The organism is Streptomyces sp. SBT349, from assembly GCF_001083795.1.
Taxonomy (GTDB): Bacteria; Actinomycetota; Actinomycetes; order Streptomycetales; family Streptomycetaceae; genus Streptomyces.
Genome location: NZ_LAVK01000084.1, coordinates 1 through 24,163, shown reverse-complemented (window position 1 = coordinate 24,163; position 24,163 = coordinate 1). Strand labels below are relative to the sequence as shown.

The 24,163-nt window shown below is 73.3% G+C and carries 19 protein-coding genes; 11 read left to right on the top strand and 8 right to left on the bottom strand.

The window, feature by feature from the left end; genetic code table 11:
- On the bottom strand, positions 1-345 hold a 345-nt coding region (locus ADY01_RS13265; RefSeq protein ID WP_199826223.1), incomplete at its 3' end, for a winged helix-turn-helix domain-containing protein.
- Between ADY01_RS13265 and ADY01_RS13260 the strand changes: the two genes are divergently transcribed.
- On the top strand, positions 344-1,174 hold the full coding sequence (locus tag ADY01_RS13260) for an L-histidine N(alpha)-methyltransferase (RefSeq protein ID WP_049571270.1): 831 nt from the start codon (positions 344-346) through the stop codon (positions 1,172-1,174). The two genes, ADY01_RS13265 and ADY01_RS13260, sit on opposite strands and share 2 nt — an antisense overlap.
- A 70-nt stretch (positions 1,175-1,244) precedes the next feature.
- Here ADY01_RS13260 and ADY01_RS13255 read toward each other — a convergent pair whose 3' ends face one another.
- The 3 genes from ADY01_RS13255 to ADY01_RS13245 form a co-directional block, all read right to left on the bottom strand.
- Positions 1,245-2,852 (bottom strand): alpha/beta hydrolase, encoded by a 1,608-nt coding sequence (locus ADY01_RS13255; RefSeq protein WP_049571268.1) that lies wholly within the window; start codon positions 2,850-2,852, stop codon positions 1,245-1,247.
- Positions 2,853-3,038: 186 nt separating this feature from the next.
- Entirely contained in the window at positions 3,039-3,497 is a 459-nt protein-coding gene (locus ADY01_RS13250; RefSeq protein ID WP_049571265.1) for a type II toxin-antitoxin system VapC family toxin, read from the bottom strand.
- Entirely contained in the window at positions 3,487-3,756 is a 270-nt protein-coding gene (locus ADY01_RS13245) for a hypothetical protein (RefSeq protein ID WP_049571261.1), read from the bottom strand. Before ADY01_RS13245 ends, ADY01_RS13250 begins: the two co-directional genes overlap by 11 nt.
- Before the next feature lie 236 nt (positions 3,757-3,992).
- Here ADY01_RS13245 and ADY01_RS13240 point away from each other — a divergent pair, with 236 nt between their 5' ends.
- The 3 genes from ADY01_RS13240 (at position 3,993) to pepN (ending at position 11,438) form a co-directional block, all read left to right on the top strand.
- Complete coding sequence (locus tag ADY01_RS13240) at positions 3,993-4,988, top strand: hypothetical protein (protein ID WP_049571257.1); 996 nt, start codon at positions 3,993-3,995, stop codon at positions 4,986-4,988.
- Positions 4,989-5,404: 416 nt separating this feature from the next.
- Complete coding sequence (locus tag ADY01_RS13235; RefSeq protein ID WP_049571254.1) at positions 5,405-8,725, top strand: S8 family serine peptidase; 3,321 nt, start codon at positions 5,405-5,407, stop codon at positions 8,723-8,725.
- Between the two features lie 148 nt (positions 8,726-8,873).
- On the top strand, positions 8,874-11,438 hold the full coding sequence (gene pepN, locus ADY01_RS13230) for an aminopeptidase N (RefSeq protein ID WP_049571250.1): 2,565 nt from the start codon (positions 8,874-8,876) through the stop codon (positions 11,436-11,438).
- Between the two features lie 841 nt (positions 11,439-12,279).
- Here pepN and ADY01_RS13225 read toward each other — a convergent pair.
- The 4 genes from ADY01_RS13225 to ADY01_RS13210 form a co-directional block, all read right to left on the bottom strand.
- Positions 12,280-12,501 (bottom strand): hypothetical protein, encoded by a 222-nt coding sequence (locus tag ADY01_RS13225; RefSeq protein WP_234320199.1) that lies wholly within the window; start codon positions 12,499-12,501, stop codon positions 12,280-12,282.
- A 34-nt stretch (positions 12,502-12,535) separates the two neighbouring features.
- Entirely contained in the window at positions 12,536-14,608 is a 2,073-nt protein-coding gene (gene malQ / locus ADY01_RS13220) for a 4-alpha-glucanotransferase (RefSeq protein ID WP_049571247.1), read from the bottom strand.
- A complete protein-coding gene (locus ADY01_RS13215) occupies positions 14,608-14,814 on the bottom strand; it encodes a hypothetical protein (protein ID WP_049571244.1) in 207 nt (68 codons plus the stop codon). The genes malQ and ADY01_RS13215 overlap by 1 nt, the downstream gene beginning before the upstream one ends.
- 154 nt (positions 14,815-14,968) lie before the next feature.
- The gene (locus ADY01_RS13210; protein ID WP_049571242.1) at positions 14,969-15,505 is read right to left on the bottom strand and encodes an HNH endonuclease; all 537 of its coding nucleotides are present in this window, start codon (positions 15,503-15,505) and stop codon (positions 14,969-14,971) included.
- 274 nt (positions 15,506-15,779) lie between these two features.
- Here ADY01_RS13210 and ADY01_RS13205 point away from each other — a divergent pair, with 274 nt between their 5' ends.
- From ADY01_RS13205 to ADY01_RS38105, 7 genes are all read left to right on the top strand, one after another.
- Positions 15,780-16,655, top strand: coding sequence for a mechanosensitive ion channel family protein (locus tag ADY01_RS13205; RefSeq protein WP_049571239.1), 876 nt, complete (start codon positions 15,780-15,782; stop codon positions 16,653-16,655).
- Positions 16,656-16,698: 43 nt separating this feature from the next.
- The gene (locus tag ADY01_RS13200) at positions 16,699-17,319 is read left to right on the top strand and encodes a GNAT family N-acetyltransferase (RefSeq protein ID WP_049571236.1); all 621 of its coding nucleotides are present in this window, start codon (positions 16,699-16,701) and stop codon (positions 17,317-17,319) included.
- A 196-nt stretch (positions 17,320-17,515) separates the two neighbouring features.
- Positions 17,516-18,952, top strand: a complete 1,437-nt coding sequence (locus ADY01_RS13195) for a hypothetical protein (RefSeq protein WP_049571232.1) — start codon at positions 17,516-17,518, stop codon at positions 18,950-18,952.
- Positions 18,953-18,972: 20 nt separating this feature from the next.
- Entirely contained in the window at positions 18,973-20,004 is a 1,032-nt protein-coding gene (locus ADY01_RS13190; protein WP_053170776.1) for a glutamate ABC transporter substrate-binding protein, read from the top strand.
- Between the two features lie 81 nt (positions 20,005-20,085).
- Positions 20,086-21,357, top strand: a complete 1,272-nt coding sequence (locus ADY01_RS13185; protein ID WP_049571229.1) for a hypothetical protein — start codon at positions 20,086-20,088, stop codon at positions 21,355-21,357.
- Positions 21,354-24,011 (top strand): serine/threonine-protein kinase, encoded by a 2,658-nt coding sequence (locus ADY01_RS13180; RefSeq protein WP_078900260.1) that lies wholly within the window; start codon positions 21,354-21,356, stop codon positions 24,009-24,011. The genes ADY01_RS13185 and ADY01_RS13180 overlap by 4 nt, the downstream gene beginning before the upstream one ends.
- On the top strand, positions 24,002-24,163 hold a 162-nt coding region (locus ADY01_RS38105), incomplete at its 3' end, for a zinc-ribbon domain-containing protein (protein WP_420715683.1). The genes ADY01_RS13180 and ADY01_RS38105, both read left to right, overlap by 10 nt.

Genomic DNA, 24,163 nt, shown 5'->3' with positions numbered 1-24,163 from the left:
GGGCGGGGGAACGGTCACGGGGGCGGCGACCACCACCGTTCCCGCGCGCCCGCGCCCCGCCGCGTGCCCGTCCTCGGTCAGCCGCTGGTACGCCTCGGTGACCACGCCGCGGGAGACGCCGAGCTCGGCGGCGAGGGCCCGGGTCGCGGGCAGGCGGCTGCCGACCGGGAGGCGGCCGTCCGCGATGGCGCGCCGCAGCTCCCCGGCCAGCCAGCCGGAGAGGCCGCCGGGCGGGGCGTCGCGCGGGTCCAGCTGGAGGAAGTCGGCACCGGCCGTTGTGGACCCCTCGGAAGGGTCGCCTTTGGACCTGTTCACCGGACCATGGTGACGGCAGGGTCGAACCATGACCACCACGACGCCTGCCACGGCCGGCTATGTCCACGGATACTCCCGGTTCGAGGCGCGCCGGCTCGGCGACCAGGCGGACACCCTGGCGGACCTGCTCCACGCGGGAATCCGCTACCCGGCGGGCGATCGGGTGCTGGAGATCGGCTGCGGCGTCGGCGCGCAGACCGCGCATCTGGTCGCGGGCAGCCCCGGCGCGGAGTTCACGGCGGTGGACATCTCGGAGGACTCGCTGCGCGAGGCGCGCGCCCGGGTCCGGAAGGAGCATCCGGGGGCGCGCGTGTCGTGGCACCGCGCCGATCTGCACGCACTGCCGTTCGCGGACGGCGCGTTCGACCATGTCTTCGTCTGCTTCGTGCTGGAGCATCTGCGCGACCCGCGGCGCGCGTTGACGGACCTGCGCCGGGTGTTGCGCCCCGGCGGCACGATCACCGTGGTCGAGGGCGACCACGCGTCGGCGTTCTTCCACCCGGACAGCGCGGCGGCGCGGGCGGTGATCGGCCACCTGGTGACGCTCCAGGCGGCGAGCGGCGGGGACGCACTCATCGGACGGCGGCTGCACCCGCTGCTGACGGGGGCGGGGTACGCCGAGGTGGTGGTGCGCCCGCGCACGGTGTATGTGGACGGGTCACGACCCGCACTGGTCGAGGGGTTCACGCGCCACACGTTCACCGCCATGGTCGAGGCGGTGCGAGACCGGGCCCTGGCCGCGGGACTCACCTCCCCGGATGACTGGGAGGCGGGCATCGAGGCCCTGCGCGCGACGGCGGGCCCGGAGGGGACGTTCCACTACACGTTCTTCAAGGGCCAAGGCGTCGTGCCCGATTGAGCCAGCGGACACGGATTCGCGCCGGCGTCACCCGCGCCCGCGGCGGACGGGTGCCTCGTGTGGGGCCGTGTCATTCGATCACGCACCTGGCGTCGGCGGGTGGGGAGGCGAGGTTCACGAGGTAGTCGGCCACGATGTCGTCGACGCACGCGTTGTCACTGATCAGGGCGACGCCGTGCTGCTCGCCCTCGACGGTGAGCAGGCCGCCTCCCAGCGCTTCGGCCAGGCGGGGGCCGCCCTCGTACGGGGCCACGGGGTCGCCGGTGACGGCGACGGTCAGCGTGTCGGGCAGTCCCTCGATGCCGGTGGCGTAGGGGTAGCCCAGGGTCGGCTCGACGGGCCAGGACTCGCACGCGTCCCTCGCCTCGCCCAGCGGCCGGCCGGGGTCGGCGAAGGGAGCGGCGTCGAGCATCGCGCGCTTGAGCTCCGTCTCCTGTTCCGGGGTGTGCCGCTGCTCGTCCAGGCAGTTGATGACCTGGGTGGCTTCGATGGCGTTGCTGTAGCTACCGTCGGCGTCCCGCTGGTAGTAGCCGTCGTGCAGTCCTGTCAGGGTGTCTCCGCGTCCGTCCCGGACCTCGCGGATTCCCTCGATGATCAGGGGCCAGACCGCCTCGCTGTACAGCCCGGTGATGACCCCGTCGATCGCGTCCGTGAAGGTGAGGACCCGCCCGTCTCCGGCCGGGACCGGCTCGTCGAGCAGGGGCCGGACGAGGTCCTGGAACCGCTCGGTCACCGCGCCCGGGTCGGAACCCAGCGGGCAGTCCGGCAGTTCCGTGCACGAAGCGCCCATCAGCTCGAACGAGCGCTGGAGGCCGGCGAACTGCGATGCACGCCGTTCCGCGGTGCCCGCGTACGGGTCCATCGGCCCGTCGAGAACGAGCGCCCTGACGTTCTCGGGGAACATCTCGGCGTAGACGGCTCCCAGCCGCGAGCCGTAGCTGGTGCCGAGGTAGCTCAGCTCGTCGTCGCCCAGTACCGCGCGCAGCACGTCCATGTCACGGGCGGCGTCCCGGGTGCCCACGTGGGCGAGGAGGTCCTCGCTCCCGGAGCGCTCGGCGCACTGCCCCACCAGCTGCCGCGTTTCCTGCGCCGTCCAGTTGGCGACGTAGGACTTCTCCGACATCACGTTGGCCTCGCGTTCGGCGTCGGTGTAGCAGTCCAGCGCGGGCAGGGACGCGCCGACGCCGCGCGGATCGAAGCCGATCAGGTCGAACCGCTCCACGACCGGGCTCTGGGGTGCCAGCGCGGCGATCAGCGGGGCGAAGCTCATGCCGGGGATTCCGGGGCCGCCCGGGTTGGTCATCAGCGATCCGATCGGTTCCCCCTCCGCCGGCACCCGCAGCAGCGCGATCGACGCGGTCTCGCCTCCCGGGTCGTCGTAGTCCAGCGGCACCTCCAGGCGGGCGCACTCGAACCGCTCGTCCGCGAACACCTGCGCGTCGGCCTCGGTGGTCGCGTAGGGCTCGCACGGCTCGAAGGTCAGGTCCTGCCCGTAGAAGCGCCGCAGTTCCTCCGATGACTCGTCCGATGACTCGTCGGATGACTCGTCCGGAGATCCCTGCGCGGACCCCTCGGGGGACTCCTCCGAGCTCGATGACGTGCAGGCACCGAGCATGACCGCCAGCAGCAGCGTCGCGCCGAGCGCCGCCGTCCGACGGACGCGGGCATGGGTACGCATGATCCTCCTTACGGACGCCGCCGGGCGTGGCGGCGAACGGTGGGCTCCGCCCTCGGCCGGGTGTTCGCGGGTGTGGGCGGAGTCCATGATCCGCGCGTGCCGGGACCGCGGGAGGTGCCGTCCGTCATCGGTACGGATGACGGATGTAACGAAGGAGCGGCGGCGAGGCGACGACCGGCCGGGGACCTACCGGTCGTGTGGCACGTGCGGGCGGGTGACAGGAACGACGGTGAGGAATTCGTCCAGCCCCGCGAAGTCGTCGGGGTTGGTGGTGAAGAGAGGGAGCTCCTCGGCGACGGCGATGGCGGCGATCATGAGGTCGGCGACCCGGCGGCGCGGCTTCCGCCCTCCGTCCACGACGGCCGCGCAGACCCTGCCGTAGATCCGGGCCGCTTCCGCGTCGAAAGGGATGGGGTCGAACTCGTTCTCGGCGCGTTGGAGGACATCCATCCGGCGGGCGCGTTCCGCACGCTCCTCGTAGGTGTCCTGTTCGCCGCTCCTTCGGACGTGGTGAGGGCCCGCGGAAAGCTCCGCGAGGGTGATGGCACTGATGGCCATCTCGGCGGGCAGTTCGTTGATGTCCACCCACCTGCGCAGGATCATGATGTTGGTGTCGAGGAGTCCCTGCCGGTGCTCAACGGTCATAGGGATCCTCCGGCTCCTGCTCGACGACGGCGTCCTGATCGGCGCGGAATGCCTCCAGCCGGATGTCGGGAGCCGTACGGGACAGGGCGGCGAACTCGGCACGGGGAACGAAACGCCGGCGTCGCCGTAGCGGGATCAACTCACCGATGCGTGATCCGTCTCGGGTGACGGTGAACGCCTGTCCCCCCTGGACGGCATCCATGATCTCTTTGGATCTGGTCCGCAGGTCGCGTTGATTGATCTCGGGCTGTGCGGTCATGGGACCATGATAGGCGCGGGCGCCCCCGCGTGCTACCTGGTAGCACCGCTGGTCAATCGCCCTCCACCAGATGCTTGACGAGCGCGCCGGTCGCGTTCCCCGGACCGCCCGCCGCCGCGGCTCGTGCGCATGAACGATCGGCGAACATACATCCATTTAGGGCGAGCTTGTCCCTGTTTGCCGACGGCTCTGTAACAGAGGTAGCCGACCCGGCCCCCGGGGGGAATCGCCGGGGCATGAGTGACAACACGCCGATCACACCCCGGCCCCTGCACCAGCGCACCGTCTCCCGTTGTCCCGTGATGACCGCTCGGGAGCTCCGTGAGCACGGTGTCCCGCCCGCCGTCGCGCACGACCGGTGCCGCCCCGGCGGACCCTGGCAGATGCCGCTGCCCGGTGTCTTCCTGCTGCGGTCGGGGCCGCCGAACGCGGAGGAGACGCTGCACGCGGTGCTCCGTTACACCGGCGGCAGGGAGGACGAGGCGGTGGTCAGCGGGCTCGCGGCGCTGGCGCTGCACGGGTTCGCCTCCGTGCCTCCGGCGAACGCGCTCGACCAGGTGGACGTGCTGGTGCCGCGCGTGCGCCGGCTGCGTTCCACGGGGTGCGCGCGCATCGTGCGCACGCCGCGGATGCCGAGGCCCGTGCGGGTGGGCGGGTTCCCCGTGGCGCCGGTCCCGCGTGCGCTGGCGGACGCGATCGCGCGGCTGCCGGACCCGTTGACGGTCCGGCGGCTGCTGGCCGAGGCGGTGCGCGGCGGGCACTGCGAACCGCAGCCGGTGGTACGGGAGTTGGCCAGGGCACGGCTGCTGGGCCGGCCGCAGGTGGCGGCGGCGATCGACACGCTGCTGGTCGAGGGCAGGACGATGGCGGAGGACCGGCTGATGCGCGCGGTCCGGCTGGCCGGGCTGCCCGACCCCTGCTGGAACGTGGGCCTGTGGCTGCCGGACGGGCCGTTCCTGTGCGCGATGGACGCGTTCTGGCCCGAGCAGTCCGTCGCGGTCGAGATCGACATCCGGGTGCCGAGGCCGCGCGGCGGGGACGGGGCCGCGGAGGAGGGGGACGAGACGACGCGGCGCCACCAGACGCTCAGCGGCCTGGGGATCACGGTGGTGCGGCTGACGCCGCGGGGCCTGCGCGAGTCGCCGAACGCGCAGGCGGCGGCGGTGCGTCGGGCGCTCGACGGGGCCGGGGAACGGCCCGGGGCCACCTATGTGGTGGTCCTCCCCCGGTGAGGCGGCGCCGCGCCGGCCGAGCCGACTTCGCCCGAGGGCGGGCGGTCCCCGGTGCCGTCAGGGCGTGCGCCTCTTCGCTCCGCGAGGGTGCCGCTCGCGCCAACGCCGCCCGGCCGGGGCGGAGTCCGGACCGCGCCTCGGCGGGGGGCCGTCATACGCCGTGCAGCCGCGGCCGGTTGTCGCGGGGGCGGCAACGGAAGCCCAGGCGCGGCCTCTTCGCCGGCCGACTGGCCGGACACCCGCCTCTCGACGACAACCGGTCACCGCCGTCCGGCTCCGCCACGTGCCGTGGGGGCCCGCGACGGGTGGGCCGGAGGTGACAGGAATGCGACAACTTTTCGGCAACCATCCCCCGGTAGTGATCATTTCCGTAAGATGACCGGTCATCCTGATCCGGTCTCCGAACAAGGACGCCCATGTCACTGAGACCCAGCCCCCGCCCGATACCGCACGGCGCGCAGGGTGGCCGACGCCGCCCGCAGCGCGCGGTCCTCACCGCCGCCCTGGCCGTCACGCTCGCCTTCGCCGGGGTCACCCCCGCTCTGGCCGACGAGCCCCGGGACCCGGTCGCCGACAAACCGCTCGGCGAGAAGTTCTCCACCCAGGACGCCGCGCTGCTCGCCGAGGCCAAGGCCAAGGACGAGCCGTTCGTCACCATGATGATCGCCGCCGAGCCGGGCGAGACCGAGGAAGTGGCGGAACGCCTCGACGCCGTCTCGGGCGCCTCCGTCGGCTTCACCGACGACCGTATCGGCTACGTCCGCGTCACCGTGCCGACCGGCGAGGCGGACGGCGCGATCGAGGAGGCCACCGGCCTCGACTCGGTCTTCGCCATCGACCTCAACGACGTGATCCAGGCGCCCGACCCGTCCCCGGGCGCCGGCGAGCGGGTCGCCGAGTCCTCCGCCGCGCGCGGCTACCGCGCGCCCGACGAGGACACCCCGGCCGAGAACCCCTACCAGCCCGCCCACGAGACCGGCGCGGTGGACTTCGTCGACGACCACCCGCGCTACGACGGGCGCGGCATCACCATCGGCGTCCTCGACCTCGGCGTGGACCTCGCGCACCCGGCGCTCCAGGAGACCACCACCGGAGAGCGCAAGATCGTGGACTCGGTCACCGCGACCGACCCGATCATCGACGGCGACGCCTCGTGGCGCCCGATGACCACCGAGGTCAGCGGCCCCTCGTTCACGTACGACGGCATGGACTACACGGCCCCCGAGGGCGACTACCTCGTCAACGTCTTCCGCGAGGCCGTGGCCACCGGCGAGATCGGCGGCGACGTCAACCGCGACGGGGACACCACCGACGTCTGGGGCGTTCTCTACGACGCCGAGGACGGCTCGGTCACCGTCGACCTCGACGCCAACGGTGACTTCACCGACGACGAGGAGATGGCGCCGTACAACCAGGGCCACCAGGTCGGGTACTTCGGCACCGACGACGAGGACACCGCGATCGCGGAGGCCATGCCGTTCGTCGTGGAGATCCGCGAGGACGTGCCGATGGACCCCTACGGCGGTGACTGGATCGGCCAGGTCCGCGACTTCGTCAACATCGGCATCGTCTCCGGCGACCACGGCACGCACGTGGCCGGCATCACCGCGGCCAACGGGCTGTTCGGCGGCGACATGAACGGCGCCGCCCCCGGTGCGCAGATCGTCTCCTCGCGCGCCTGCGTCTTCAACGGCGGCTGCACCTACACCGCGCTGTTCGAGGGCATGATCGATCTGGTCGTCAACCGCGATGTGGACCTCGTCAACGTCTCCATCGGCGGCCTGCCCGCGCTCAACGACGGCAACAACGCCCGCGCGCACCTCTACACCGAGCTGATCGACACGTATGACGTGCAGCTCTTCATCTCCGCCGGCAACGACGGCCCCGGGACCAACACCGTCGGCGACCCGTCGGTGGCCGAGAAGGTCGTCAGCGTCGGCGCCGCCATCTCCCGCGAGACCTGGGCCGCCAACTACGGCTCGGGCGTGGACGTTTCGTACGGCATGCTGCCGTTCTCCTCGGCCGGGCCGCGCGACGACGGCGGCTTCAAGCCGACCATCACGGGCCCCGGCGCCTCCGTCAACTCCATCCCGACCTGGATGGCGGGCGCCCCCACCGCCGAGGCGGGCTACGACCTGCCGCCCGGCTACGGCATGCTCCAGGGCACCTCGATGTCCTCGCCGCAGGTGGCGGGCGCCTCGGCGCTGCTGCTCTCGGCGGCCGAGCAGCGGAACATGAACCTGTCCACCGCCGACCTGAGGACCGCGCTGACCAGCTCGGCCGACCCGATCCGCGGCGTTCAGGCGCACGAGCAGGGCGCGGGCCTCATGGACACCGAGGCGGCCTGGGGGCTGATCAGCCGCGGCGCCACCGCGCACGAGTACACGGTGACGGCCCCCGTCGACCACGACATGGCCGAGTACCTGGCCACACCGGGCGTGGGCACCGGCGTCTACGACCGCGAGTCGGCGCCCGAGGTCGGCGACTCGGAGCGGTACGAGATCACCGTCACCCGCACCACCGGGCCGGACCGCCCGGTCCGGCACGACCTGGAGCTGGTCAACAACCACGACCGCACCTTCAGGCTCACCGGCCGCCCGCAGGTGACGCTGCCGCTGGACGAGCCGGTGACCGTCACCGTCGAGGCCAGGCCGCGTTCGCTGGGCGCGCACAGCGCGATCCTGGCCGTGGACGACGCGCGGACCCGGGGCACCGACCACCAGATCCTCGCCACGGTCATCGTGCCGCAGGAGCTGACCGGCCCCTCCTACGCCGTCGCCCGCGCGGACGAGGTCCAGCGCAACTCCACCACCTCGTACTTCGTCCGGGTCCCCGAGGGCACCAGGTCGTTCGAGGTCGCCATGGGCGAGCTCGCCGAGGGCAGCCAGACCCGCTGGATCGCCATCAGCCCCTGGGGCACGCCGGCGGACGACTCGTCCACGACGTTCTGCTACCCGAACTACGAGAACCCGGCCAACACCTGTGACCCGGCGCTGCGTTCGTACGAGAACCCGACGCCCGGCGTGTGGGAGATCGAGGTCGAGTCCCGGCGCACCTCGCCGCGGCTGAACAACCCCTACACCGTCGTCGCGACGGCGCTGGGCGCCACGTTCGACCCGGAGACGCTGGAACTGGCCCACGTGGTCGCCGGCAACCCGGTGCCGGTCGGCTGGGGCGTGACCAACGACCTCGGCCCGGTGACCGGATCGTTCGAGGCCGGAGAGCTGGGCTCGGCCCTGGAGGACACGCCGACGATCGACCACGAGGGCCGGCTGACCAACGACGTGGTGATCGGCGAGGGCGTCTCGTCGTTCAGCGCGGTCATCGGCTCGCCCGACGACCCGGGCGCGGACCTGGACCTGTTCGTCTACCGCGACGGCGAGCAGGTGGGCGCCTCCACCAGCTCGGGCTCGGAGGAGACGGTCTTCATCGAGAGCCCGGAGCCGGGGACGTACACGGTGGAGGTGCACGGCTACTCGGTGCCGCAGGGCAGCACGACCTACACCTACCGGGACGCCTTCCTGAGCACCGGCCTCGGCGAGCTCACGGTCGACGGCGACCAGGCCGTCGAGCTCGACACGGGTGAGACCACCTCGGTCCCGGGTGAGGTCACCGTCACCGCCGCGGCGGCCGAGGCCGGTGAGGGCCGCACCATCTTCGGCACGGTCGGCCTCGTCAACGTGGGCGGCACCCTCGTCGGAACGGGCAACCTGACCATCGAGCACGTCACCCCGTAGCCGCACGGCACGCACCACGCGGCACCGCACCACACGGCACCGCACCACACCGCGGGGCGGGCGCACGGCACCATCGCCGTACGCCCGCCCCGTCCGTGTGTGGCGTGCGAGGATGGCGCGGAGGACGCACGGAGAAGGAGACCACCAGGTGCCTGGCACGAATCTGACCCGCCACGAGGCGCAGCAGCGGGCCGAGCTGCTCGCCGTGGACGGCTACGAGATCGCCCTCGATCTCTCAGGGGCGCAGGAGGGCGGCACGTTCCGTTCGGAGACCACCGTGCGCTTCACGGCGCGCGAGACGGGGTCCACCTTCATCGACCTGATCGCGGCGGACGTGTCCGAGGTGGTGCTCAACGGCACCGCCCTCGGACCCTCCGAGGTCTTCGCCGACTCGCGCGTCACCCTGGCCGGCATCCGTGCCGGGGCCAACGAGTTGCGCGTCGTCGCCGACTGCTCCTACACCAACAGCGGTGAGGGGCTGCACCGTTCGGTCGACCCGGTGGACCAGCAGGCGTACCTGTACACGCAGTTCGAGGTTCCGGACGCCCGCCGGGTCTACGCGTGCTTCGAACAGCCGGACCTCAAGGCGACGTTCCGGTTCACGGTGAAGGCACCTGAGGGCTGGACGGTCATCTCCAACGCGCCCACACCCGAACCGGAGGGCCCCGAGCGGAACGTCTGGGCGTTCGAGCCGACCCCGCGCATCTCCAGCTACATCACGGCGATCATCGCCGGCCCGTACCACGCGGTCCACAGCAGCTGGACCGGCGGCGGGCGGACCGTTCCGCTGGGCCTGTACTGCCGCCCCTCGCTCGCCGAACACCTCGACGCCGAGGCGCTGTTCGCGGTGACGAGGCAGGGATTCGACTGGTTCGAGGAGAAGTTCGACTACCCGTTCCCGTTCGCCAAGTACGACCAGCTCTTCGTGCCCGAGTTCAACGCGGGCGCCATGGAGAACGCGGGCGCCGTCACCATCCGCGACCAGTACCTCTTCCGCTCCAAGGTGACGGACGCGGCGTACGAGATGCGCGCCGAGACCGTGCTGCACGAGATGGCGCACATGTGGTTCGGCGACCTGGTCACCATGGAGTGGTGGAACGACCTGTGGCTCAACGAGTCGTTCGCCACCTACACGTCGATCGCCTGCCAGGCCCACGCGCCCGGCAGCCGGTGGCCGCACGCCTGGACCAGCTTCGCCAACCAGATGAAGACCTGGGCCTACCGCCAGGACCAACTCCCCTCCACCCACCCAATCATGGCGGAGATCAACGACCTCGACGACGTCCTGGTCAACTTCGACGGCATCACCTACGCGAAGGGCGCCAGCGTTCTCAAGCAGCTGGTCGCCTATGTGGGGACGGACGCGTTCTTCAGCGGCGTCCAGGCGTACTTCAAGCGCCACGCCTGGGGGAACACGCGGCTGGCCGACCTGCTGACCGCCCTGGAGGAGACCAGCGGCCGGGACCTGAAGGCGTGGTCCTCGGCGTGGCTGGAGACCGCCGGGATCAACGTGCTGCGCCCGGAGATCACGGTGGACGAGGCGGGCGTGATCACGGAGTTCGCCGTCCGCCAGGAGGCGCCGGCGCTTCCGGCGGGCGCCAAGGGCGAGCCGGTGCTGCGACCGCACCGCATCGCCGTCGGCCTGTACGAGCTGCGCGACGGCGCGCTGGTCCGCACCGACCGGATCGAGCTGGACGTCGACGGCGAGTCGACGCCGGTGCCCGAGCTGACGGGCCGCCCCCGCCCGGCCGTTCTGCTGCTCAACGACGACGACTTGTCGTACGCCAAGGTGCGGCTCGACCCCGCGTCGATGGCCGTGGTCTCGGAACACGTGGGCGACTTCGGTGAGTCGCTGCCGCGCGCGCTGTGCTGGGCCTCCGCCTGGGACATGACCCGCGACGGCGAGATGGCCACCCACGACTACCTGAAGCTGGTCGTCTCCGGCATCGGGAAGGAGGGGGACATCGGCGTCGTCCAGTCGCTGCACCGGCAGGTCAAGCTGGCGCTCGACCTGTACGCCGCCCCCGACCGGCGCGAGACGGGCCTGGCGTCCTGGTCGCAGACGGCGCTCGACCACCTGCGTTCGGCCGAGCCCGGCAGCGATCACCAGCTGGCGTGGGCGCGTGCGTTCACGGCCACGGCCCGGACGGACGAGCAACTCGACCTGCTGGTGGGGCTGCTGGACGGAAGCGAGACGATTCCCGCTCTGGCCGTGGACACCGAGCTGCGCTGGGCACTGCTGCACCGGCTGGCCGCCACGGGCCGGGCGGACGAGCCGGAGATCGCGGCGGAGCTCGCGCGCGACGCCACGTCGGCGGGCGAGCGCCACGCGGCCTCCGCGCGGGCGGCGCGGCCGACGCCCGAGGCGAAGGCGGAGGCGTGGGCGTCGGTCGTCGAGGGCGACAAGCTGCCGAACGCCGTCCAGGAGGCGGTGATCGCGGGCTTCGTGCAGACGGACCAGCGGGAGCTGCTGGCGCCGTACACGGAGAGGTACTTCGCGGCGCTCAAGGACGTGTGGGACAGCCGTAGCCACGAGATGGCGCAGCAGATCGCGGTGGGGCTCTACCCGTCGGTGCAGGTGTCGCGGGCCACGCTCGAGGCGACGGACGCGTGGCTGGTGACGGCCGAGCCGAGCCCGGCCCTGCGGCGCCTGGTCACGGAGTCCCGCGCGGGCATCGAACGGGCGTTGCACGCGCAGGCGGCGGACGTCTGAGGCTCGTGGGGTGGTTGTCCTGGCTGGGGTGGCTTCCGAGGCTTTACGCAGCCACGTTGGGGCGAGCCTCCAAGATCGGGGGCCCTGATCGGGCACTTGCGGGCAGGTGCACAGCCTGCCCGATCCGCTGGCCAGCGTAAGGGCCCCCGATCTCTCGCCCCAACGCAGCTCCCGCCCAAAGCCTCTCCAGCCCCGTGGGGGGCCTCGGGGCCGCGTGCGGGCCGTGGGGAATGGAAGAAATGAGGGGCGCGCGACCCGACCCCGCACGGACGGTGCCCGAGTGCCCCTTCGGGCAACAGGGGCCGGACCCTCTTTGGAGACTTCGGCGCGCGGCGGAATCGAGGGGCGCACGGGCCGACCTCGCGCGCCTTTCCACCCGAGAAGGCCCGGTACCCAGATGCCCCTTCGGGCAACAGGGGCCGGACCCTCTTCGGAGACTTCGGCGCGCGGCGGAATCGAGGGGCGCGCAGGCTGGCCTCGTGCGCCTTTCCAGCCAGGAGGGGACGGCGGGCAACGGGGGCGGGGCCCCCTCATGAGACTTCGGCGCGCGGGCGGGCGGTGCGCGCCGTTCGGAAGAAAAGGGGGACCGCCGCCCGCAGGCAGAGGTACCACCCACGGGGCTGGAGAGGCTTTGGGCGGGAGCTGCGTTGGGGCGAGAGATCGGGGGCCCTTACGCTGGCCGGCGGATCGGGCCCCTGGGCCTGACCGCGTTTTCCCCGATCGGGCCCCCGATCTTGGAGGCTCGCCCCAACGTGGCTGCGTAAAGCCTCGGAAGCCACCCCAGCCACCCCATTGACACCCACCAACGGGCAGGCGTCAACGGCCAGGCCAGCCGCAGGCGTTACCGCTTGCGGTCGCTCAGCACCACCAGGCCCGCGATGACCGCGAACAGCACCAGCGGCGTCAGCACGAAGAGGCCCAGCGTCTCCGCGACGCTCAGGCCGGGGCCCGGGTCGTCGCCGTCGTCCCGGGTGAGCGCCTGGGCCGCCGGGGATGCCATCAGCGTCAGCAGCGTCACGCCGGCCACGACGACCGCGGCGCGCTTCTTGTTCAGGTTGACCACGGGGCCACAGTAACGAATCGCCCGCCGCGCCCGTTCATGCCCCCTCCGTCTCCCCCGCCATCTCCCTCCGCACGGCGCGCACCAGCGCCGCCACCCGTTCCGAGGAGGCCAGCTCCTCCAGCGGCACGGGACGCCCCGTCCCGTCCGCGACGGGCAGCCGCCAGTTCGGGTACTCGTCCCGGGTGCCGGGAACGTTCTGCGGGCGGCGGTCGCCCACCGCGTCCGGCAGCCAGATGCCGATCATCCGCGCCGGGGTGCGGGCCAGGAAGCGGTACGCCGCCGCGATGCGCTCCTCCTCCCCCGCCGCCATCGGCAGCAGCCCCATCCGCGCCCACACGTCCAGCCACTCCGCCGTCTCCGCCAGCGCCTCGCGCAGCGCGCCCGGCGCGTCTTCGAGCAGGCCGAGACCCCGCCGCAGCTCGACGTGCTCGGCGCTCAGCCGGGCCGCCGTGGACGGCAGGTCGTGCGTGGTGACCGTCGCCAGGCACGAGGAGCGCCACTCCCCGGGGGGCAGCGGCGGGCTGCCGCGGCTCTCCCAGTCGCGTTCGAACCACAGGACCGACGTGCCGGCGATGCCGCGCGCCCTCAGGTCCTCCCGGACGCCGGGCTCGACCGTGCCCAGGTCCTCGCCGACGAGGACCGCGCCCGCCCGGTCCGCCTGGAGGGACAGCACGGCGAGCATCGCGTCGGCGTCGTAGGAGACATAGGTGCCATCGCGCGGCGAGGCGCCCTCGGGGATCCACCAGAGCCGGAACTGGCCCATCACATGGTCCACGCGCAGCGCCCCCGCGTGCCGCAGGAGCCCGGCGAGCAGCTCGCGGTAGGGGGCGTAGCCGCGCTCGGCGAGTGCCTCGGGACGCCAGGGCGGCAGGCCCCAGTCCTGACCGTTCTCGTTGAACGCGTCGGGTGGCGCGCCCGTGGACATGCGGAGCGCGAACACGTCCTGCTGCGCCCAGGCGTCCGAGCCGTGGGGGTGGACGCCGAGGGCCAGGTCGTGGACGAGGCCGATCGGCATCCCGGCGTTCTCGGCGCTGCGCTGGGCGCGGGCGAGCTGGATGTCGGTCAGCCAGGCCAGCCAGCTGTGGAAGTCGATGCGCTCCAAGTGCTCCACGCGCGCCCGCGCCGTCGCGTGGGAGCGCGGGTCGCGCAGGCCCGCGGGCCAGGAGCGCCAGTCGGGCCCGTGCGTCTCGGCCAGCGCGCACCAGGTGGCGTGGTCCTCCAGGGCCTGGCCCTGCTCGGCGAGGAACGCGCAGTACGCGGCGTGGCGGCCGGGACTCAGCGGAACGCGCCTGAGGACCGCGAGGGCGGCCAGCTTGAGCGCCCAGACCGCGTCCCGGTCGATGGGCGCACGCTCGGTGAGCACGGACGAGCGGAGGACGGCGGCCCGGGAGAGGATGGGGTCGAGCTCCGCCCTGGCGGCGGCGTCGAGGTAGCCGTACTCGGGGATGTCCTCGATCCGCAGGTGGATCGGGTCGGCGAAACGGCGGGTGCCCGGGCGGTAGGGCGAGGGGTCGGTGGGCGCGCCCGCGGAGCCGGGAACGGCCGCGTGCAGCGGGTTGACCTGGAGGAATCCGGCGCCGAGGGTGTGGCCTGCCCAGCTCGCGAGGTCGGCGAGGTCCACCAGGTCGCCCATGCCCCAGGAGCGCTGGGAGAGGACCGAGTAGAGCTGGACCAGCAGCCCGGCCGTGCGGCCCGGCGGGTCGGGGAGGCGGCCGGGGGCGGCGATGAGCGTGGAGGTGGCGGCGCGGCCGTCGGGCGCCTCGGCGCGCAGCGTGTGCCAGCCCGGCGGGAACGGCGCCTCGCCCCCGGCGGCCGCCCCGGCGGGGGCCTCCCCCGAGGTCCACGCGAGCTCGGCGCCGTTCTCCGTGGTCACGCGCAGCACGGTGCCCTCGGGGACGGCCGGGCGCGGGCCCCCGGGGCGGTGCACGACCGTGGGCGGGAGCAGCGGGTCGGGGCGGGCGGCGGGCTCGGGGCCCTCGGGGTCCACGCCGAGGGCGGCCAGCACCGCGACCACGGTGTCCTTCGGCACCGGGACGGTGCGGCCGGGGGCGGGTGCGTAGGAGGTGGCGACGCCGTGCGCCGCGGCGAGGCGGGCGAGCCGCTCCATCAGACCTCGACAGCCTCCGCCCCGCCGCGCCCGTTGGGCTCGGCGGTCAGGGGCGGCTCGACGGGGAGCGGCTGCTCGGCGGTGAGGGGGGCGAGGTCGGCCAGGGGCGGCTCGCTGGTCAGGGGCGTCTCGCGGGCTGAGGTCTGGGTGGGCAGCGGGATCAGCTGGAGGATGTCGCGATGTCCGGTCCGGGCGGCTGGGGCCACGGGTCACTCCATTCGCTGACGGCGGCGGGCTCGGTACTGCTCTACCCAGTCAACGTCACGGCATCCGTCCGCGCGACGGGAAAGCGACGCAGTTCACGCCGTCCGGGGCGAAGATTTTTCGATTCCAGCCGGTATGGCCCCGAAAACTTGCGGATCAGGCCGATCTGCCGTCGATTCTTGCGAGGGCGTCGTCGGCGCCGTAGGGACGCAGGTACGGCAGCCAGGCCGGGTCCCGGTGACCGGTGCCGATGATGCGCCAGGCCAGCCCCGAGGGCGGGCCCGGCGTATGTCTCAGCCGCCAGCCCAGCTCGGCGACGTGCCGGTCGGCCTTGATGTGATTGCAGCTGCGGCAGGCCGCGACGACGTTCTCCCAGGCGTGCTGGCCGCCCCTGCTGCGCGGGATCACATGGTCCACGCTGGTCGCCACGCCGCCGCAGTAGGCGCAGCGCCCGCCGTCGCGGGCGAAGAGGGCCCGGCGGGTCAGGGGAACGGCGGTCCGGTAGGGCACGCGCACGAAGCGCTTGAGCCGCACCACGCTCGGGGCCGGTATGGCGTGGGTCGAGCTGCGCATCAGGGCCCCGGAGTTCTCCAGGCTGACGGCCTTGTCGTTCAGCAGCAGGATGAGTGCGCGGCGGACCGGTACGACGCCCAGCGGCTCGTACGACGCGTTGAGGACCAAAACGTGCGGCACGGACGCCCTCCGTTTCCGTCGGCGGCACGTGGCTCGCGCCGGGACGATCTCCCTCAGTGTGTCCCGGGCGAGCCCGCCAGCGCCACCACGATCGGGAAATGTGCCGATTGTGTCGTTCGCCACACGCTTCACTCCTCGGTGTTTTCTTCCCTTCTCCCCCTCCGGCTCTCCGGTCACGCGCCCTCGGTCGACGGAGGCACGCGGGCACCCGTACAGGGGCGCCACGGGGGGCGATTACGGTGGGCGGGTGACGTGAGAGGAGTGAACGGGACAGATGGGACAGAGTTGGGAGTCCTTCGCCACCTCGGGGCTGCGGATCCTGCTGATCGCGGTGACCGCGTTCCTGGTGCGGCTGGCGATCCGCCGCTCCATCACCCGGCTGATCGGACGGCTGAACCGCGAGGACCGGCACCGGAGGCGCACGGCCGCGCTCGGCGGGCTGCTGATCAACCCCGAGCGCCGCAGGCAGCGTTCGGAGACCATCGGCTCGGTGCTCAAGAGCACGGCGTCGGTGCTGGTGCTGGGCACGGCCGCGCTGATGGTGCTCTCGGAGCTCGGCGTGCAGCTCGGTCCGCTGATGGCGAGCGCCGGTGTGGCGGGCGTGGCCCTCGGGTTCGGGGCGCGCAGCGTGGTCGCCGACGTGCTCAGCGGCCTGTTCATGCTGCTGGAGGACCAGTACGGCGTGGGCGACACCATCGACGTGGGCGAGGCGACGGGCACGGTGCTGGAGATCGGGCTGCGGGTGACGACGCTGCGCGGCGCCGGCGGCGAGACCTGGTACGTGCGCAACGGGGAGATCAGCCGCGTCGGGAACCTCAGCCAGGGCTGGGCGACCGCCTCGGTCGACGTGGCGGTGGCCACGGACGCCGACCTGGAGGGCGTCCGCGGGATCATCGCGACGGCCGGGGACGCCATGGCGCTCGACGCGCCCTGGGACGAGCTGCTGCGGGACCCGGTGGAGGTGCTGGGCGTCGAGTCGGTCACCTCGGAGTCGCTCACCGTCCGGGTCACGGCAACGACCCAGCCGGGCAAGGCGCCCGAGGTGGAACGGGAGCTGCGCTGGCGGATCAAGCGCGCCCTGGACGCGGCGGGCATCGAGCAGGCGGACGACCCGGCGGCCGTGGCCGACGGCGCCCCGGCGGGCCCCTGACCCGGCGGGGTCCGCTGTCGGTGCGGTCGTCCACAATGTCCCCATGACCGCCACCTCCCCCGTCACCATCCGCGGCTACCGGCCCGGGGACCTCGAAGCGCTGCGCGACATCTGCGTGCGGACCGGCCTGTACGGCAAGGACGCCACCGGCCACTACGAGGACCCGGGCGTGCTGCCCGCGCTGTTCGCCGAGCCCTACGCGGAGCACGACCCCGGGCTCGTCTTCGTCGCCGACAACGGCGAGCGGGCCATCGGCTACGTCGTGGCCGCCGCCGACAGCACCGCGTTCTTCGAGTGGTTCGACGCCGCCTGGCTGCCCACGGTGGCCGACCGCTTCCCCGCGCCCACCGGGAAGCACGAGACGCCGGACGACCATCTGCGCGACCTGCTGCACCACGCGGACCGGATGCTGATCCCCTCCATAGCCGCGGAGTACCCGGCGCACCTGCACATCGACCTGCTGCCCGAGGGGCAGCGGCGCGGGCTCGGACGGCAGCTGATGCGGACGCTGTTCGGCGCCCTGCGCGAGCGCGGGGTCCCGGGCGTTCACCTGGGCATGAGCAGGACCAACACGGACGCCCGCGCCTTCTATGACCGCATCGGCTTCATCGAGCTCACCGGGGGTCCCGGCGGCGACTCGGCGCACCTGGGCCACCGTCTCTGAGACGAGGCGGAGTTCGTCCCGCCGGCGGGGAACCGTTCGGCCCGCCGCGACGTGTTGACAGGGAAGGGGCGGGGGGAGCCCCCACCGCAGGTCGCGATCACGACAAGATCTCGACAAGGGCTGTGTGGCGGCCGGACAGAGCGGCATACTGCTGGCCGTGGCCCGCGTAGGACACACGAGGGGGAGGGCCGGGAACGTGACGCACCCGCCGACCGCACCGCCCGCGTTCCCGCCGGAGGCGCCGGCGGCCGCGGCGCGCGCGCCGTGGCCCGCGCAGGCCACCGCGCCGGAGACCGCCCCCCCGACGGCCCCGCCCGAGCCGCCGCGCCGCACCGCCCTGGCCGAGGGCGCCACGCGGCTGCGCGCCGCCGCGAGAACCGAGCCCGGCAGGCTCCGCATCATAGGCGCGGCCGTCGCCGGGCTCATCCTGCTCTTCGGGGCGCTGACCTTCTACCAGATCACCGACCGCTCCGACGCCGCGGAGACCGTCGGCAGCAGCAGCCAGAAGCTCAGCGCCGACGCCGCCGAGATATACCGCTCGCTCGCCGACGCCAACACCTCGGCGGCCGTGGGCTTCCTGGCCGGGGCGAACGAGGACCCGGACGTCCGCGAGCGCTACGAGCGCGGCATCGACAACGCGGCCCGGCTGCTCTCCTCGGCCGCCGCGCACAGCGCCGACTCCGCCGACGCCGGGCAGTACATCGAGGTCCTCAGCGAGGAACTGCCCTCCTACACCGGCCTGGTGGAGACCGCCCGCACCAACAACCGGCAGGGCCTCCCGCTGGGCGGCGCCTATCTGCGGTACGCGGACCAGCTGATGCAGGAGACGCTGCTCACCGCGGCCGAGGAGCTGTACGACCTGGAGACCCGGCGGTTCGAGGGCGACCTCGCCGACGCGCGGGACTGGCCATGGCCGGCCCTGAGCTCCGGGGTGCTGGTCCTCGCCCTGCTGGGCTGGGCGCAGCGGCGGCACTACCGGCGGACCAACCGCGTGTTCAACCCGGGCCTCCTCGGCGCGACCGCCGCGGTGACCGTGCTGCTGGTGTGGCTGGCCGGCGCGCACACCCTGGCCCGGAGCGCGCTCCAGGACGCCGACCAGAACGCGGCCCAGTCCCTCAACGCGCTCAACGGGGCCAGGACCGAGGCGCTGAAGGCCCGCGGCGACGAGAGCATGACGCTGGTCACGCGGGGCGCGGGCAGCGAGTTCGAGGACAGCTACACCCTGCGCATGACCACGCTCGCGGGCGAGGACAAGGGACTGCTGGTCCGCGCGCGCGGGCTGGCCGACGACGCGGACGGCCGGGACCCGGTGGACGCGGCGATCGACGCCACGGCGCAGTGGCAGGAGCGGCACACCGAGGCCAGGAACCAGGAAACGGTCGGCGAGTACGACGCGGCCGTGGAGCTGGTGATCGGCATGCAGGACCCGGACAGCTCGACCGGCGCGAGCTTCGACCGCGTGGACGCCTCGCTGGCCGAGGCGGTCGCCCATGAACAGCGCGAGTTCACGTCGGCGGCGCGGGACGGGCACGGGGCGCTCGGCGGACTGGCCCCGGGCGCGGTGCTGCTGGCGCTGCTCGCCGCGCTGGGCGCGGTGCTCGGCGTCGGACGGCGCCTGTCGGAGTACCGGTGAGGACGCGGGAGGAGCGGACGATGCCGGAGAACGCGAGGCGCGGGAGGAGGTCCCCCGACGCGCGGGCGCTGCTGCTGGCGGCGGCCGGACTGGCGCTGGCGGGCACGGTCCTGGCCGGGTCGCTGCCGCCCCCCGTCCGCGGGGGCGCGCACCCGTCGCCGCACGCCGTCGCCGAGCAGGCGCAGGACGACGTGCGCTCGGTGGCCGAGCGCGAGCGCTGCGGGGACGGCGAGGACGAGTGGGACGCGGCCGCGAGCCTCCCCGCCGATCGCGTGGCGGGACCGGCGGTCGACGAGATCCAGGAACGGGGCCAACTGGTCGTCGGCATCGACCAGAACAGCTACCTGTGGGGGTACCGCTCCCCGGAGAACGGCGAGATCGTCGGCTTCGACATCGACCTCGTCGAGGCCATCGCCGAGGACCTGCTGAACACCCCCGACCCGAATGTGAAGTTCCTGGCGATCCCCACCAGCGAGCGGGAGAACGCCATCAGGAACGGGGACGTGGACATGGTGGTGCGCACCATGTCCATCACCTGCGAACGGTGGGAGAAGGTCGCGTTCTCCACGGCCTACTTCGAGACCGGGCAGCAGCTCCTCGTCCCGCGCAACTCCTCGATCGAGGGCTTCGACGCGTCCCTCGAAGGGATGAAGGTGTGCAGCGCGGAGGGCTCGACCGCCGAGGACCTGCTGAGGGAGCAGACCCACGGCGCCGAGCTGGTGCCGGCGCCCAACCACCTGGACTGCCTGGTGCGGGTGCAGCTCGGGGAGGCGGACGCGCTGATGACGGACAGCGCGCTCGCGGCCGGTCATGTGGCGCAGGACCCGTCGATGCGGCTGGTCGGCGAGCCGCTGACCGAGGAGTCGTACGGCGTCGCGATGAACCTGGCCAACACCGACCTGGTCGCCTGGGTCAACGCGGTGCTGGAGGATTACCGCGATGGGGGTACGCAGAGCCGCTGGACGGCCGCCGCCGAGGCGCGGCTGGAAGGCTATCTCTACCCGGAGGACGACCCGCCGCCCGCACCACCCGAGCCGCTGTACCGGGATTGAGCCGTGACCCGGCTCCGTTCGGGGAAGAGATCGGCCGAACACCGGCAGGACCGAGACGAGAAGGCGACAGAGGGGAGAGCGATGGCCCCGGATTCCGGCGGGACAGTGCTGAGCCGGGAGGAGGTGGACCGCGCGCTGGCGCGGCTCGGCGCCGAGCACGAGGCGATCGAGTCCTCCCTCCTCGCGTTGCAGGACCACGCGGGACGCAGGCTGCTGGAGGGCGCCGAGCTGGCCGGGGTCACCCGGGAGCGCTGGGCGCGGGCGGAGGAGACCGTCACCCGGCTCTGGTCCTACTTCGACACCTGCACCGACGCGCTGCACACCGCCAGGGAGCTGCGGGCCAGACGCCGCTACCCCAGCAGGGACGACCTGCTCCAGCTCAGCATGCTGCTCCACGGCGAGAACCTGGTGGTCGCCGGCGAGGGCGGGCGGCTGGCCGAGCACCTGGGCTGGTCCGAGCTGGTCGAGCGGATGAACGCGGGCTACGCCGAGGTGCTGGACCTGGTGGCGGCCGCCGACTCCGTCTGGTCGGCGCTGCCCGCCCGGATAGACCTCCTCGCCGCCGAGCTGCGCCGGCTCAGCGAGCTGGCGCACTCCGTGGGCGTGCGCCCCGGCGCGCACCCGGCCGGGGACGATCTGCACCAGGTCACGGGGGAGCTGACCGACCTGCGGGCCGGCGTCATCGCCGACCCGCTGGCGTTCTGGGTCAGGGACGGCGGCAGCAGCGCGCCGGGCGGCGGGCGTCCGCTGACCACGCGCTACGACCGGGCGGCGCGCGCCCTGGACGACATCAGGCGCGAGGTCGAGGCGGTGATCGGCGTGCGCAAGGACGCCGAGGACCGGCTGATCCGGCTGCGCGACGTGCTCTCCCGCGCCGACCGGACCCTCGCCGAGGCGCGCACCGCGCGCGGCGAGGTGCTGGCGAAGATCGCCGCCTCCGAGGTGCCCGCGGTCTCGGGCCCCTCCAGCGCCCTGCACGAGCAGCTCGCCGCCGCGGCCGACTACCGCAGGCGGTCCCAGTGGCACCGGCTCTCCGCGCTGCTCGACTCGCTGGAGCGGCGCGCCGAGGAGGAGCTGGAGAGGGCCCGCGACTCGCTGTCCGCGGTCACCGCGCCGCTGGCGGTCCGCGCCGAGCTGCGCGGGCGGCTGGACGCGTACAAGGCGAAGGCGGCCCGGCTCGGCAAGGCGGAGGAGCCGATGCTGGTGGAGCGTTACGACCTGGCGCGCCGGCTGCTGTGGACCGCGCCCTGCGATCTGCGCGCCGCGGAGAACGCGGTGCTGCGCTATCAGCGGGCGGCGGTCGAAGTCCTGGTCCCCGAGCCGGGGCCGGTCGATCGGAGGAGCGAGCCGTGAGCACGCAGAGCACGGTGCCCAGGACCTGTCAACGACCCGACTGCGAGGGCGCCTACGAGGACGTGGGCGGAGGCGAGCTGTACTGCGGCACGTGCGGGCTGGCGCCCGTCGTCTCCCCCGAGGGCATGATCGGCGTCGCGGCCACCGGCGTGACCGGCGCGGCGCGCCGGCGCTCGGGCGCCTCGGGCGCCTCGGGCGCCTCGGGCGCCTCGGGCAGTGGCGGGGGCGCGGGGGGTGGCGCGGACCCGGACAGCACCGGCTCGTCGCGCGGCTCGGGAAGCGCGCGGTCCAGCGCGTCGTCGCGTTCGCAGTTCTCGCGCAGGTCGGTCTCCGGGCGGCTCTCGCGCTCGGGCACCGCCGGGCTCGCGGGGCGCTCCGTCTCGGTGCGCAGCTCGCGGTCGAGCACCAGCGCCTCGGGCAGGTCGAGGCTGGGCGCGGGCCTGGTGTCGATGCCCCAGGTGCCGCGGCCCGACCCGCTCTCGGCCGTCCTGGAGAACCCGGAGGTGCCCGAGCGCAAGCGGTTCTGCGGCAACAGCGACTGCGGCGCGCCGGTCGGCAGGGCCCGCGGCGGGCGGGCGGGGCGCACCGAGGGCTTCTGCACCAAGTGCGGCCACCCGTACTCGTTCATCCCCAAGCTCCAGCCGGGCGACGTGGTCAGGGACCAGTACGAGATCGCGGGCTGCCTGGCGCACGGCGGCCTGGGCTGGATCTACCTGGCGATCGACCGGGCGGTGTCCGACCGCTGGGTGGTGCTCAAGGGCCTGCTGGACACGGGCGACGAGGACGCCATGGCGGCGGCCATCTCGGAGCGGCGGTTCCTGGCGGAGATCGAGCACTCCAGCATCGTCCGCATCTACAACTTCGTGGAGCACCTCGACCGGCGCACCGGCTCGATGGACGGCTACATCGTCATGGAGTACGTGGGCGGCAAGTCCCTGAAGGAGATCGCCAACGAGCGGCGCGGGGCGGACGGCCGACGCGACCCGCTGCCGGTCGAGCAGGCGTGCGCGTACGGCATCGAGGCCCTGGACGCCCTGGGGTACCTCCACAGCAGGAACGTGCTGTACTGCGACTTCAAGGTCGACAACGCGATCCAGCAGGAGGACCAGCTCAAGCTGATCGACATGGGCGCCGTGCGGAGGATGGACGACCACGAGTCCGCCATCTACGGCACCATCGGGTACCAGGCTCCCGAGGTCGCCGAGATCGGGCCCTCGGTCGCGTCCGACCTGTACACGGTGGCGCGGACCCTGGCGGTGCTGACGTTCGACTTCCAGGGGTACACGACGATCTACGCGGACAGCCTGCCCGAGCCGGAGAACATCGAGGTCTTCCAGCGCTACGAGTCGTTCTACCGGCTGCTGGTGCGGGCCACGGACCCGGATCCGCGGCGGCGGTTCGCCTCGGCGCAGGAGATGGCCGAGCAGCTGACCGGCGTGCTGCGGGAGATCGTCGCGATGCGCAGCGGGCAGCCGCAGCCCGCGCTCTCGCAGCTCTTCGGTCCTGAGCTGCGGGTGGTGGACACGGAGTTGGTGCCGCGCCCGCGCGGCCCGGTGTCGCTGCTCGGCGAGCGCTCGCGTGGGCGCCGGCGCGCGGCGAAGGCCGCGCTCCCCGCGGGCGGCGCGAGCGCCGCGCCCCCGCCGCCCGGTGCGCCGCCCAGCGCGCCGCCGCCGTCCCCGCCGCAGACCGTGCCGCAGACCGTGCCGCAGACCGTGCCCCCGGACATCCGGCAGATCGTGCTGGCGCTCCCGGTGCCGCGCGTGGACCCCGCCGACCCGAACGCGGGCTTCCTCGCGGGCCTGATGGCCACCACCCCGGCCGACCTGGTGGTGGCGCTGCGCTCGGCGCCCACCGACTCGGTCGAGCGGCGGGTCAGGGAGCTGCGCGCCTATCTGGAGATGCCGGGCGAGGACGCGGGGCGCGCCGTGCGGGAGGCGCTGGCCGGTCTCGGCGAACGCCACGCGGCCGACTGGCGGGTGGTCTGGTACCGCGGTCTCGCGGCGCTGGCCGCCCGGGACCTGGAGACGGCGGCGCTGGCCTTCGACGCGGTCTACGACGCGTTCCCCGGCGAGGTGGCCCCCAAGCTGGCGCTCGCGGTGTGCGCGGAGGTGCTCGACCAGCTGGACAACGCGGCGGACTACTACGAGCTGGTGTGGACGACCGACCCCAGCCATGTCAGCGCCGGATTCGGCCTGGCGCGGGTGCGGCTCGCGGCCGGGGACAGGGTGCGCGCGGTCGCGGCGCTGGAGTCGGTACCGGAGACCTCGGCGCACCACACCGCGGCGCGCGTCGCGGCGGTGCGGGCGCGGCTGCGGCAGCGGGCGGCCACCGAGGACCTGCTGCCCGACCTGCTGGCCGCGGGCGAGGAGGTGGTCCGTTTGCGTGGCGCCGGGCTGGAACCATGGCTGGGTGAACAGCTGTCCTGTGAGGTGCTGGGTTCCGCGCTCGACTGGGTCGTGTCCCAACCTCCCGGCCAGTCCCGTCAGCAAACGGAGCCACAGCGGACACTCCTGGGCGCTCCACTGGACGACACCGGTATCAGGCTCGGGCTTGAACGCTCCTACCGGCGTCTCGCCCGCCTGGCGCAAACCAGTAGTGAACGGACCGAACTGGTGGAGGCGGCGAATCGCTTCCGCCCGAGGACATGGGTGTGACAATGCCGCAGCTCGATCAACTCTCCGCCTGTCCCGGGTGCGGTGAGCCGCTGGAGGACGACGATCGCTTCTGCGGGGTCTGTGGCACCGACCTGCGAACGGCCGCCCGCCCGGCGGCCGTTCGCAGGTCGGTGCCACAGACCCCGCAGAAG

Coding starts and splice junctions, on each gene's coding strand:
- ADY01_RS13190 (WP_053170776.1), top strand. CDS start 18,973: ATGCCGGAGAACGCGAGGCGCGGGAGGAGGTCCCCCGACGCGCGGGCG.
- ADY01_RS13250 (WP_049571265.1), bottom strand. CDS start 3,497: ATGACCGTTGAGCACCGGCAGGGACTCCTCGACACCAACATCATGATC.
- ADY01_RS13200 (WP_049571236.1), top strand. CDS start 16,699: ATGACCGCCACCTCCCCCGTCACCATCCGCGGCTACCGGCCCGGGGAC.
- ADY01_RS13255 (WP_049571268.1), bottom strand. CDS start 2,852: ATGCGTACCCATGCCCGCGTCCGTCGGACGGCGGCGCTCGGCGCGACG.
- malQ (WP_049571247.1), bottom strand. CDS start 14,608: ATGGAGCGGCTCGCCCGCCTCGCCGCGGCGCACGGCGTCGCCACCTCC.
- ADY01_RS13235 (WP_049571254.1), top strand. CDS start 5,405: ATGTCACTGAGACCCAGCCCCCGCCCGATACCGCACGGCGCGCAGGGT.
- ADY01_RS13240 (WP_049571257.1), top strand. CDS start 3,993: ATGAGTGACAACACGCCGATCACACCCCGGCCCCTGCACCAGCGCACC.
- ADY01_RS13205 (WP_049571239.1), top strand. CDS start 15,780: ATGGGACAGAGTTGGGAGTCCTTCGCCACCTCGGGGCTGCGGATCCTG.
- ADY01_RS13185 (WP_049571229.1), top strand. CDS start 20,086: ATGGCCCCGGATTCCGGCGGGACAGTGCTGAGCCGGGAGGAGGTGGAC.
- ADY01_RS13245 (WP_049571261.1), bottom strand. CDS start 3,756: ATGACCGCACAGCCCGAGATCAATCAACGCGACCTGCGGACCAGATCC.
- ADY01_RS13260 (WP_049571270.1), top strand. CDS start 344: ATGACCACCACGACGCCTGCCACGGCCGGCTATGTCCACGGATACTCC.